Annotated in this window: 8 protein-coding genes and 2 pseudogenes; 1 reads left to right on the plus strand and 9 read right to left on the minus strand. The window is 71.2% G+C overall.

The features are described from left to right. Positions 1 to 116: 116 nt before the first annotated feature. The 5 genes and pseudogenes from OG892_RS03440 to OG892_RS03460 form a co-directional block, all read right to left on the minus strand. Positions 117 to 2342, minus strand: a complete 2226-nt coding sequence (locus OG892_RS03440) for a protein kinase (RefSeq protein WP_371628420.1) — start codon at positions 2340 to 2342, stop codon at positions 117 to 119. Positions 2343 to 2543: 201 nt separating this feature from the next. Beyond that, a pseudogene (locus OG892_RS03445) lies at positions 2544 to 2875 on the minus strand (MerR family transcriptional regulator). Then, positions 2870 to 3238, minus strand: a pseudogene (locus tag OG892_RS03450) (aldo/keto reductase); the annotation flags it as partial. The pseudogenes OG892_RS03450 and OG892_RS03445, both read right to left, overlap by 6 nt. Before the next feature lie 34 nt (positions 3239 to 3272). Then, complete coding sequence (gene thpR, locus OG892_RS03455) at positions 3273 to 3881, minus strand: RNA 2',3'-cyclic phosphodiesterase (protein ID WP_073736114.1); 609 nt, start codon at positions 3879 to 3881, stop codon at positions 3273 to 3275. 111 nt (positions 3882 to 3992) lie between these two features. Next, positions 3993 to 5525 (minus strand): alkaline phosphatase family protein, encoded by a 1533-nt coding sequence (locus OG892_RS03460; RefSeq protein ID WP_363223055.1) that lies wholly within the window; start codon positions 5523 to 5525, stop codon positions 3993 to 3995. Between the two features lie 107 nt (positions 5526 to 5632). Between OG892_RS03460 and OG892_RS03465 the strand changes: the two genes are divergently transcribed. Next, positions 5633 to 6526, plus strand: a complete 894-nt coding sequence (locus tag OG892_RS03465) for a LysR family transcriptional regulator (RefSeq protein WP_073736116.1) — start codon at positions 5633 to 5635, stop codon at positions 6524 to 6526. Between the two features lie 7 nt (positions 6527 to 6533). Here OG892_RS03465 and OG892_RS03470 read toward each other — a convergent pair whose 3' ends face one another. From OG892_RS03470 to phnA, 4 genes are all read right to left on the minus strand, one after another. Then, positions 6534 to 7988, minus strand: coding sequence for an aldehyde dehydrogenase (locus OG892_RS03470; RefSeq protein ID WP_371628421.1), 1455 nt, complete (start codon positions 7986 to 7988; stop codon positions 6534 to 6536). Positions 7989 to 8074: 86 nt separating this feature from the next. Further along, positions 8075 to 9175 (minus strand): zinc-binding dehydrogenase, encoded by a 1101-nt coding sequence (locus OG892_RS03475; protein ID WP_073736118.1) that lies wholly within the window; start codon positions 9173 to 9175, stop codon positions 8075 to 8077. 12 nt (positions 9176 to 9187) lie between these two features. Further along, complete coding sequence (locus OG892_RS03480; protein ID WP_073736119.1) at positions 9188 to 10501, minus strand: MFS transporter; 1314 nt, start codon at positions 10499 to 10501, stop codon at positions 9188 to 9190. Between the two features lie 150 nt (positions 10502 to 10651). Beyond that, entirely contained in the window at positions 10652 to 12004 is a 1353-nt protein-coding gene (phnA, locus tag OG892_RS03485; protein WP_371628422.1) for a phosphonoacetate hydrolase, read from the minus strand. Positions 12005 to 12011: the final 7 nt, after the last annotated feature.

Raw genomic sequence — 12011 nt, forward strand, 5'->3', positions numbered from 1 at the left:
CGCTCCCTGACCGGCCGGGAAGCGGAACAACTCACGATCGAGTGATCGCATCGTTCGGCCGTGCGGATCCGTCCGGACGGGATGTCTCCGAACAGGTGGCCGACAGACCCCAGGGGTCAGCCCGACTTCGGCGGGTGCTGCGCGTCGAAGGCGAAGAGGGTGTTCTTGTCCGCGGCAACGACCAGCGCCCGCCCCACGACGGTCACCCGCGGGTCTGCGCCCGACTCGCCCGTGAGGCCGTCGGCCTGCGGGTCCGTCGACCACAGGGCTCTGCCGTCGGACGGTGACAGCGCGACCACCCGGCCGGTCGCCGAGCTGAAGTACAGCGCACCGGCTCCCGCGACGGGACCCGACGCGCCCTCCACGTTCGTCTGCCGCGACCACTTCTTCCGGCCGGTGGCGGGGTCGAACGCGGTGACGAGCCCGGTCTGGCCGCTCACGTAGAGGGCGCCGCCGGCCATGCCGGGCGTTCCCTCGTACGTCCTGGCCAGTGGGGAGTAGGTGACCTTCCGCGAACGCGGGTCGACCCGCGCCACGCCCCGGTAGCCGACCATCGCCGGGCCCTCCCTGCGCTCCTGGAGGAGTACGAGCCTGCCGTCGGCGACACCCATCGGAACGGCCGGGCCGTCGACCTCGATGGGCCTGCCCAGCGTCCCCGAGGCGCGGTCGACCGTGTAGAGGGTGGGGTGGCGCACCTCCAGGGCGTCCACCTCCGTGTTCGTCGCGCACATCGCCATCAGCCGCGGGCCGGCCTGGACGGGAGCGCACTGCGTACCCGTGGGGAACGGCGTCGTCCAGACGGTCTTCCCGCTGTGCGCGTCCCTGGCCTCGAAGCGGGAGCGGGAGGAGTCGACCGTCACGACGGCGGAGCCGGCCACGACGGCGTCCTGAGTGCGGCCGGTGACGGCCGTCGACTGGGCGCCGGAGGGCACCGACCACAGCTCGCGGCCGGTGTCCGCGTCGAGGGCCACCACCTCGCGGGGCGGGCCCTGCGGGGCGTCCTGGTCCGCGAAGCGGTAGCCGAGCACCGTGTCGTCGGTGGCGCCGACCAGGTGCATGCCCTGGACGGGCACACCCGGGCTCTTCGCCGTCCACACCCGCGAGCCGTCCTCGGCCCGGATGCGGGTCGCGACCACGCCGCCGCCACCGCAGAACAGCGCCTCGCCGCGCGCGACGCACCGCAGTTCGTCGGGGATGTCCGCGTCGCCGCCCGGCACGGTCCTGCGCCACGGCCGGAAGGCGGCCGGAAGGGCGGCACCCGGCGCCGCGACGGTGGTGCCCCTGCCGTCATCGCTGCCCGCGCCGAAGCCGCCCGCGTTCAGTGCGGCGGCTCCCCCGCCGATCGCCGCGACCGCGACCGCGGCCGCGAGCACGGGGCGCCAGCGACGGCGCAGCCGGCGGACGACGAGGCTGCCGGTGCTTCCGGGACCGTTCGGGCCGGACGGCGCCGGGGTGTCACGCGTCGCGAGGTGGTGCTGGGTGAGCATGTCGCGGGTGCGGCCCGCCCCGGCCCCGTTCGCCTCTGTGGCACCGAGGTCGGCCGGCAGGTCCCGCAGCAGCACGAGGAGTTCGTCCGCCGAGGGGCGCCCCTCGGGCTCCTTGCCCAGGCACGATTCGACGACCGCGCGCAGGGCCGCCGGCACGGCGCCCAGCGACGGTTCCTCGTGCACCACCTGATATGCCGTCATGTACGGGCTGTCCGCGTCGAAGGGCCCGTGTCCCGTAGCCGAGTACACCAGCAGCGTGCCCAGCGAGAAGACATCGGAGCGCGGCCCGACCCCGCGCGGGGCCTGGAGCTGTTCCGGCGACATGAAGGGCGGCGTCCCGATGACCCGCCCCGTCATCGTCAGCGTCTGCTGGTCCACGGCGCGCGAGATGCCGAAGTCGATGACGCGCGGGCCCTCGGGCGAGAGCACGACGTTGGAGGGCTTCAGGTCACGGTGGACGACGCCCACCCGGTGGATGTCGCGCAGCGCCTCGGCCAGCCCGATGGCGAGCCGCCTCAGCTCCGCCCCGTTCAGCGGGCCCTTCTCCGCGATGTGCTGGGCGAGCGTGTGCCCCTCGATGTAGGTCGTCGCCATCCACGGCTGCTCGGCCTCGGGGGCGGCGTCGACCACGGCGGCGGTGAATGCGCCGCTCACCCGCCTGGCCGCCGCCACCTCCTGCCGGAAGCGGATGCGGAACTCGTCGTCCCCGGCGTACTGCTGGTGGATCAGCTTGATCGCGACGGGCCGCCCCGAACTGGTTCGGCCCAGGAAGACCGTGCCCATGCCACCCGAGCCGAGCCGCGCCTCCAGCGGATAGCCGCCGATCTCGGCTGGATCACCTCCGCGAAGTGACACTCTCCCCGACCTCCCGTCCCCCGTGCACCTCTTCCACCACGGGCCCGCGTACCTGTGCTGCACACAAACTAGTCGCAAGGCGGTCCGTCGGAGCAAAGAGGGGGACGAAAGGGGAGCTCAGAGCGGTTTCGCAGCCGGGTCCTGGGTGTGACAAGCGAGCCCCTGAGCAGGCCGCAGGCCCTTCGCGCTCAGCCGCCCGGCTCAGCTGTAGTAGGCGATCTTCCCGTCGCGGACCTCCATGGCCCGGCGCAGCGCCGTCACCCGCCGCTCCAGCTCGGCACGGTGCTCGCGCAGGAACGCGACCCGGTCCTGCGCGGGGTGCTCGGCGCGCAGGATGGCGACGAACCCCCGCAGGTCCGCGATGCCGAGCGGAAGCAGGTGACCAGGCCGATCCAGAAGACGTCGTCGTCCGTGTACTCGCGACGCCCGCCGGCCGAGCGCCGGATCGGGCCGATGAGCCCCTCGCGTTCGTAGTAGCGCAGGGTGTCGAGGGAGACACCGGTGCCCTCTGCGGCTGTCGCGGGGGTGAGCATGTCGGCGTGGTCGACTCCGAGACGCCCGAGGCTCTCCTGCGCTCCGACGCGGACGGCGTCGGCGGAGAGCCCTTCGGCGCTCTTGGGCCAGGAGTGCGCGACGAGCGGGTTCTGCCGGACCTTCGTGGCGATGCGCACCGCGTCGCGGGCGCAGGGGCGGGCCCGGAGCCATGCGCCGATGACGCGTTCGCCGGCGCCGCCGACGCCGCTGGGATCGGCCCAGAAGGAGTAGCAGTTCGCGGTGTCGAGCCAGCCACCGCCGCCTGCGACGAAGGCGTCGAGGATCGCGAAGGCTTGTTCCGGGGCGACGCGGGTGCCGAAGTCCATGGTCCCGAGAATGATCTGAGGAGCTGTGGTGTTCATGTCCTCCACTCTCGGATCTGAAGCGCGCTCCAGATCAAGTTCCTCTGTGGGAGAGGTTCTGTACCTCGCCCCCGAGAGCCCATGCCTCGATGTCGCGGTAGCGGATCGGTGCTGCGCCCCGGCCGGCGTTGCTGCCGACGAGGTGCAGGCGTCTCGCCGGCCACGGGCTGCCGGTGAATCCGGTGAGCCGGGCGGCGATCTCCGCCGTCGAGGACCGGTCGTCCCGTCGCGCGCGGGCCAGCGTCAGATGCGGGCGCAGCGGCCGGTCCTCGAACGCGACACCGCAGTCCCTGACCAGGGTGCGTACGTCGGTGGCGAGCGTCCGCAGGCCGTCCAGGTCCCCGTCGATGCCGCTCCACAGCACCCGGTCGTCGAACGTCCCGCTGCCGCGCAGTGCCAGCGAGAGGGGCCGGCGGGCCGCCGCGAGCCGGGCCAGTGGCGGGCGCAGGAGCGGGACCGTGGAGACGGGGAGCTCACCGAGGAACGCCAGGGTGATGTGCCAGTCCTCGATGCGGTTCCACCGCATGTGGGGGTGCGTCCCGTAGGCGGGGCGGAGTTCCCGGGCGAGTTCGTCTTTCGCGCGGTCGGGCGGGGCCAGGGCGATGAACACGCGAACGGTCGCGGGCTGAGTCTGTTCGTTCACACCGGACTTCGTACCGCATTGCGCCCGGTTGTGGCGAAGCCGGGAGCGGCGAAGGTGCCGGGCGGGCGCCGCCCGGCCCTCGGATCGCCCCGCCCCGGGAAGCCGGAGGCGTCACTCGGCGTGCAGCCGGAACCTGTCGATCACCCAGAAGAAGTCGTTGTCGCCGGTGTAGTGGAAGCGGACGTGCGCCGAGGTGGCGCCCGGTGGGATCGGGACCGCGATGGACTGCTCCTGCGAGGTGACGTCCGTGGTGTAGCTCTTGACCTCCTTGGGTGTGCCGGAGTCGAAGGAGACGAGGACCCTGGCCGTCTGCTGTTGCACCTGGCGGTAGTGCGTGACGAACTCGACCCTCAGGGTGCTCCTGCCCGAGAGGCTGCCGGACGCCGGCGACACGAGCGTCGAGTCGAACCGGCCGGAGAACGTCCTGTCGGACCATTCGTCCGAGTCGGCGACCGCGAACACGCCGCGCGAACGGACGTTGAGCTCCCGCCACTGGTCGCGCTGGGTGCGCGACCAGAACTCGTCCGTGGTGAAGGTCCAGCCGCGCCATTCGGCCACGCCGCCCGTGCCCATGGCGTTGTTGACGACGGACCAGCCGCTCGGCGCGGCATGGGTGAAGCCCCGCACGTCGGCGGGGATCCCCGTCTCGTCCACGCGGGCGGCCAGCTTCGGCTCAAGGGTGTCGAAGGCGTCGTCCGTCCGCTCCTGTACCGGCTTGCCGTCCAGGCCCCAGGAGGGATCGACGGACAGACCGAGCTGCCGGAACACCGTGGGCACGATGTCCACGAGCCGGGTATCGATCGGCCGCCCCCCGGCCTCGATCCCGGGTCCCTGAGCGAGGATGAAGGTCCGCCGTTCCTCGATCGAGCTGCCGCCGTGACCGCCCGCGTCCACATGGCCGTGGTCCGTGGCCACGATGACGGTCCAGCGTTCGGAGGCGTACGTCGGCCGCGCCTTGATCGCGTCCCACAGCTTCCCCAGATGGACGTCCTGCCCGGCGATCGCGTCGAGGTACCGGTCGCCGGTTCCGCTCTCGTGGCCGACCTGGTCGGTGTAGCCGAAGTAGACGAAGAGGACGTCCGGGTTCTGGTCGCGGATGAGGGACGCGGCCTCGTCGGCGATCTTCTGGTCGTTGGGTATGTCGTGCTGGGGCAGGACGAGTGTGGCATCGGCGCCCGCGGTGATGGCGCCGTAGGTGTCCAGCGGGGGCCAGTCGACAGCCGCGTAGGTGGACAGCGCGGGCTTCACCTGGGCGAGGCGGGCCAGGAGGCCGGGGTACTCGTCGAATCGTCTGCCGGTGAAGTTGTTGTCCTTGACGCCGTGCTTGTCGGGCCAGACCCCGGTCGAGATCGTCGACCATCCCGCTCCGGACACGGTGGGGGCCATGGGGTTCGCGTAGAGCAGGGACCTCGCGTACGTACCGGCCGCCATCATGGCCTTGAGGTGCGGGGCGTTCGCCGCGTCGATCCGGTCGTGCCGCAGACCGTCCATGCCGACGATGAGCACCTTGTCCTTGCTGATTCCGTCCGGCAGGGCCGGGGCGGCGTGGGCCGCGGGCGCGTGGGCGAGCGTCGTGGCGGCGGCCGCGACCGTGGCAGCGCCTGCCGCGAGCACCGTGCGGCGGGCTATTCCGTCGTTGGGCATGGGTTTTCCTCCGCTGATGGATGAAGATCGGTGAGTGGGACAGTCGGTCCGCAACGTGTGTGATAGCCATGCGCATGCCATGGCTCGTCCGTCGGGAGATCCGCAGCATGGTGACGCTGAACCAGTTGGAAGTCCTGCTGAGAGTGCTGGAGCACCAGGGGTTCTCGGGAGCGGCGAAATCGCTCTTCATGAGCCAGCCCTCGGTGTCCAACCACATCCGCAATCTGGAGCACTCCTGCGGCATCCAGCTCGTCCACCGCACGAGCGCCGGTGCGCGCCCCACACCTGCCGGGGAGGTCGTCGCCGAGCACGCACGCCAGGTGTTCGCGGTCATGGACTCCCTCGAACGGACGGTCGCCGACTTCCGCGGACTCGGCGGTGGCCGGCTGGTCCTGGCGGGTACCACCACTCTGGGCACGTACCTCCTGCCGCGTCTGGTCGCGGACTTCTCCACGCAGGCACCCAAGGTGAGTTGTGAGATCCGCGTGGGCAACGAGGACGCGGTGGAGTCGTGGCTGCTGCGCGGGGAGGTCGCACTGGGCCTGTGCGCCGGCACACCGCACGATGAACAACTCGTCTCCCAGGGCATGTTCGAGGAGGCCATGGTGCTGGTGGCCGAGCCGCAGACGCCGCTGGCCGGCCGGGCGCTGACTCCCCCGGATCTCAGGAACCAGCGCTTCGTCATGCGGGAGTCGGGCTCGGCCACCCGGCACCTCCAGGAGGAGACGCTGCGCGCCTGGGGGCTCGAGGACGCCGAGCAATGGGACATGTGGGGCCCCGGCACCCTCAAACAGGCGGTGTGCGAGGGGCTCGGGGTCGCGCTGCTCTCCGAGCACGTGGCCCGCTACGAGATCGCCGCCGGGATGCTCGCCGCCCTGACGGTCACCCCCGCACCGCCGAAGCGCACCGTGTCCCTGGTCCGCCGGAGCGACCGCGTGCTCACCCCGCCGGAACAGGCGTTCGTCGACCTGGTCAAGGCCGTTGCCGAGTGGCCTTCCTGACATGTGATCAGTACCTGATGCAGGCGGACCGGAGGTCGGTGTAGAAGTCCCACACGTCGGGCGAACATTCGGGCGCGCCGAGCTGTGAGGCCTTCGCCCCCATGTGCGGAAGGTGGGAGTACGCGCCCACTCCCGGGCGGTTCACATGGAGCATGCCCGCCTGGAAGTCCTGGAGCGACTGGAAGATGTACCCCGGATCCTGCGTGAAGATGGTGCCGGACATCCCGTACCTGACGGAGTTCGAGATGCTCATGGCGTCCTCGTAGCCCTCGCAGTCGATGACCGACAGCACGGGCCCGAAGACCTCCTCCTGCGCGATCGCGCTGTCCTGGTCCACCCCGGTCAGCACGGTCGGCTCGACAAAGTATCCCGGGCTGTCCGCCTTGGCCTCGCGGCCCCCGCAGACCGCGGTGGCGCCCTCGGCCGTCGCGCCCTCCACCGCGGACAGACAGGCCCGCAGCCGTTCCTCGTTGACCACCGGGCCGATGTCCGCCCGGTCCTGGTCGCCCCGTCCGACGCGCATGGCCGCGACCCGGGGGATCAGCCGCTCCAGCAACGCGTCCCGCACGGAACGGTCCACCACGACCCGGCTGGTGGCGCTGCACCGCTGTCCGCTCTGCCCGAAGGCGCCGTGGACGATCGCGTCGACGGCCGCGTCCAGATCGGCGTCCGCGAGCACGATGAGGGCGTTCTTCCCGCCCAGTTCCAGTTGCGTCCGCATCAGCCGGGCGGCGCCGGCCCTGTTGATCGCCTGCCCCACCGGGAGCGATCCGGTGAACGAGATCCCCGCCACCCGCTCGTCCGCCACCAGCGCCTCCCCCGGCGCCCGGTCCCCCTGGACCAGGTTGAGGACCCCCCTGGGAACACCGGCGTCGGCGAACGCCTGCACCAGCAGTGCCGATGTCCACGGAGTCAGCGGCGATGGCTTGAGCACCGCCGTGCAGCCGGCCAGCAGCGCCGGAGCGACCTTCCACATGGGTATGGCCACGGGAAAGTTCCAGGGAGTGATCAGCCCTACGACACCCAACGGGCGCCGGAAGGTCATCGCGATCGTGCGCGGCTCCTCCGCGGGGGTGGTCACCCCGTTCATGCGGCGGGCCTCCCCGATGGTGAACTCCAGGATCGCCAGGGCACGGGCCACCTCTCCCCCGCCCTCGGAGAGCCGCTTGCCCTGCTCGCGGGTGATGGCCGCGGCGAACTCGCCGCCGCGCTCGCCGATCAGCCGGGCCGCTGCCGACAGGACCTTGGCCCGCTCGATCGGGCCGGTCGCGTCCCACTCCCGCTGCGCGGCGGACGCGGCGTCGACGGCGGCCGTGACGTCCTGAGCGCCGGACTCGGCGAACTGTCCCACGATGTCGTCGGTGTCCGCCGGGTTGACGTTCGCGCGTACCTCCCCGGTCAGGGGCGGTACCCAGCGACCGTCGATGTGGTTGAGCAGGTGGTCGGGGCTCGGCTGTGCCATGGGGGGACTCCTCGGTGGTCGCCAAGAGTGATCGCAGGAATTGATCGCGAAGAGTGGTCGCGAAGAGTGGTCGCGACGGGCGGACGTCAGTTCATGTGCACGGCGATGCGCGGCGCCGCCCCGGATCGCGCGGCCGCGACGGCGGCGTCGATGTCCCGCAGGGCGTACGGCTGTGGCACCAGGTCCGCGAACAGGCTCCGGTGCGGCGTGCGTACGAGAAAGGCGACGGCCTCCGCCAGGTCCTCGACGGTGTAGTTGTGGCTGCCGACGACGCGCGTGAGGTTACGGACGACGGCGTCGGGTGCGAACGTCACCTCGGGGCCGGGTGACACCGAGCCGACCAGTGCCACGCACCCGTCGAGCCCGACGATGCGCAGGGCCGACCTCACCGCGCTGCTGCTGCCGGAGAGCTCCAGGACCACATCGGCGCCGAGATCCTTCGCGGTCTGCTCCAGCGCGTCGGGCGGGCAGGCCACCGTGGCGCCGAACCTCAGCGCGAGATCACGGCGGGCGGGATCCACGTCGCAGGCGATGACGTGCTCGGCGCCGAGGTCACGGGCGTAGGCGACGGCGGTGAGCCCGAGCATCCCGCAGCCGGTCACGACCACGGTGTCCCCCGGCGCGAGACCCGCACGCCGTGCGGCGCACGCGACCGTGGCGGTCGCGCAGTTGGCCGGGGCCGCCACCGACGGGGGGATCGAGTCGGGGACCCTCACGAATTCCGTGCCCGCGACCAGGTGGCAGTGGGTGGCGAGGCCGCCGTTGAGCCGCCAGTGGTCCGTCATGGCCTCGTGGCCGTACTTGCGTACGCTCTCGCACTTCTGCGGAACTCCGCGCCGGCAGCGCCGGCAGCGTCCGCACGATGTGCCGATGGTCCAGGTGATGCGCTGTCCGGGAACCACGGGCCGCCCGTCGTCGGCGACCGGGGTGCCGCCGACGGCCTCCACCACGCCGACCGCCTCGTGGCCCAGCACGGTGGGCAAGGGGGTGGGCCGGTCACCCGCGATGGTGTGCAGATCGCTGCCGCAGATCGTGGCGAGTTCCACCCGCACCAGCACCTCGCCGGCCGCCGGCCTCGGTATCGGCTGGGCCTCCACGGTGAATCCGCCGGCGGGCCCCCTCCACACGGCCGCCGTCGCGCCGGTGGTCTCCCGGACGCCGGTCGGGCCGCTGCTGAGTTCGGTCATGTTCCTGTCCGCCTAACGTCGGATCGTGAGGGCGACCAGGGCGCTGCACCCGCACGCCGCCGCCACGATGGGGAAGATGAGGCTGGTGTTGCCGGTACTGTCCATCAAGGCACCGACCATCGGCTCGGCGGCCCCCGCGAAGATGTACGCGAAGCAATTGACCACCCCGGTCGCCGTCCCGGCCATCCGCCGCCCCGCGATATCGGGGCACAGGGCCCAGAAGGACGACTGGGGGCCGTAGACGAAGAATCCGGTGAGGAACAGGACGATGATTCCCGTCGTCACGTTCAGCGGGGCCACGTACATCGTGAGTGCCATCAGCGCACCCAGAACCATGAACAGGATGATGGGGCGGTCCCGCCGGGATCCGAACAGCCGGTCCGATATCTGGCCGTTGACGAGGGCGCCCGCCGCCATGCCCACCGGAAGGGCGACCGAGATCCACAGGGGGCTGACGCTGCTGCCGCCGTCCTCCCAGTTGTCGCCGAGGAAGTAGACGGGGACCCAGATCAGCAGGCCGTAACGGGCCATGTTCTGAAAGCCGATGGCGATGCCGGTCGACCAGATCTTCGGATTGCGCAGGACCGCCCGGTACCGCTGGAAGGACGTCTCACCGGCCGACGCGTCGGCCTCTTCCGCGGCCTCCTTCGCTTCGGCGGCGTCGGCCGATCCGGCGGGCGGCGTGACACCTGCCTGGGCGGGACTGTCCCTGGCGACCAGATAGAAGGTGACGCCGCCCACGAGCATCAGGAGGACCGGCACCCGGAAGATCCACTGCCAGTCGAGGTCGAGCGTGTCCACGACGATCGTCGAGGTGACGAAGGCCAGGACGGACGCCATGCCGGCGGCGAAGGTGTAGAAGCCGAAGCTCTTGCCCCGCTCGTGCGGGGCCCACCAGTTGGAGATGACCCGCCCGCCGGAGGGCCAGCCGAGCGACTGCGCGAATCCGTTCGCGCCCCAGAGGATGCCCAGGGACTTCACACCGATGGAGAAGCTGGTGCCCCAGTTGAGGACGGTGGACAGGATCGCCCCGGCCGTCATCATGCGCCGGCCGCCCCACTTGTCGGCCAGATTCCCGTTGATCATCTGTCCCGCGGCGTAGGACCAGAGCAGGATGCCGCTGATGGCACCCAGTGTGGCCTTGCTCAGGCCGAGGTCCTCCTGGATGCCTGGGATGGCGAAGCCGAACGTCTGCCTGCCGGTGTAGAAGAAGAAGTAGCAGAACATGGCGGACAGCAGCATGCGCCACTTGAGCCGGGTGTACTCGTGCTTCTGCAGGGGTTCGGGAGTGCGGCTCCCGGCCATCACGTTCTCGGCTTTTGACATGGTCTCTCAACCCATCCGGGGAAAGTGCCGTGTACCCGGGCCCGGGGAAGGTCCGGTGTGTGAGGCGGTGGTGGCCGCCGGGTGCGGCCGCTCGCCCGGGGCAGGTCCGGGGGCACCGGAACCTCCTGGCGATGGCCGCGTCGCGTCGTGTCAGTCGGTCCGGGCTGAGCTGCTCTCCTGCTCGGCGACCAGCGTGGTGGCGACCCAGAGCGCGTCGTAGTTGTGGACGCGGGCGGGGTCGCCGAACGGCTTGTCCAACAGCGCGGGCCGCGCCGGACGCCGGTTGATCAGGAACGGGATCTGCAGTTCGCCCAGGGCACCGTGGGACCGCAGGGGCGCGTCGAGCCCGCTGAGGTCGTGCCAGGAGGGGTACCGGCCGAGCGCGGTACCGGCCTCCGCGAGGACCACGATGTCGCCGATGCGGTCGGCGGGCAGGGCGTAGCGCTCGGCGGCCTCCTCACGCCCGTACACCTCCTGCACCCCCTCGATGGCCCGCAGCGACTCGATGGTGGCGGCGCGCGCGGCCCCGGCCGGCAGGTACACGCTCGCGAAGGAGCCGAGTGCGCCGTGGTGCACGGTGTACGGGTCGGTGATCGGCAGGATGACCCGCAGGCCCTCCGGCTGGGCGTCCTCGGCGATCCGGAGAATCGCGCGGACCTCCTCCTCGACGTAGACGACCCGCGCCACGCCCGCGTCGTCCGTCTTGGCGCTCATTCCGTGATCAGCCGTCAGGACGACGGTCGCGCCGAGTCCGGCCAGCCGGCCGGCGTAGTGGTCGATCTTCTCGTACAGGTCGTTGGCCGCCTCGGTGCCGGGCGCGTTCTTGTGCTGGATGTAGTCCGTCAGCGACAGGTACATCAGATCGGCGCCGCGAGTCTCCATGATCCGTACGCCCGCCGCGAGGACGAATTCGCTGAGCTCCGCGGAGTAGACGCTCGGCAGCGGCTTGCCGACGAGTTCGAGCACCTGGTCGATGCCGTTGTCCTCGACGGTGGCCAGGTCGGCCTTCTCCGCCGAGAAGCAGATGCCGCGGCGGGACGGCGCGACGAACTCGCCGGAGCCGTCGAGCGAGGGCCCGTCCTCGACGAGCCCGGCGCCGAGCAGCCTGCGCAGCTTGTCCTTGGCGGTCACGACGACCACGTCGAGGCCGGCCTCGTTCGCCGCCCCGAAGACGGTGGGGACCCGCAGGAACCGCTTGTCGTTCATCAGCACCTCCTCACCGAGCTCGGTGTCGAAGATGTAGTTGCCGCTGATCCCGTGCACGGCCGGCGGGCAGCCGGTGGCGATGGACACGTTGTTCGGATTGGTCAGGGCGGGCATCGCGCAGTGGGCGGGCCACGAAGTGCCCTCTCCTTCGAGGACCTTGGTGAGCCAGGGCATGCGTCCGGCCGCCATCGCCTCGATGTGGTAGTCGGGCTCGCTGCCGTCGATGCAGATCACCACCACCGGCCGGCGAGGTTTCGCGTAGGTCCTGCCGTTGACGCTGAACGTCCCTGAAGTCACGAAGAGC

The sequence above is a fragment of the Streptomyces sp. NBC_00341 genome (assembly GCF_041435055.1).
GTDB lineage: Bacteria > Actinomycetota > Actinomycetes > Streptomycetales > Streptomycetaceae > Streptomyces.

Coding starts and splice junctions, on each gene's coding strand:
- OG892_RS03470 (WP_371628421.1), bottom strand. CDS start 7,988: ATGGCACAGCCGAGCCCCGACCACCTGCTCAACCACATCGACGGTCGC.
- OG892_RS03465 (WP_073736116.1), top strand. CDS start 5,633: ATGGTGACGCTGAACCAGTTGGAAGTCCTGCTGAGAGTGCTGGAGCAC.
- OG892_RS03460 (WP_363223055.1), bottom strand. CDS start 5,525: ATGCCCAACGACGGAATAGCCCGCCGCACGGTGCTCGCGGCAGGCGCT.
- OG892_RS03475 (WP_073736118.1), bottom strand. CDS start 9,175: ATGACCGAACTCAGCAGCGGCCCGACCGGCGTCCGGGAGACCACCGGC.
- OG892_RS03480 (WP_073736119.1), bottom strand. CDS start 10,501: ATGTCAAAAGCCGAGAACGTGATGGCCGGGAGCCGCACTCCCGAACCC.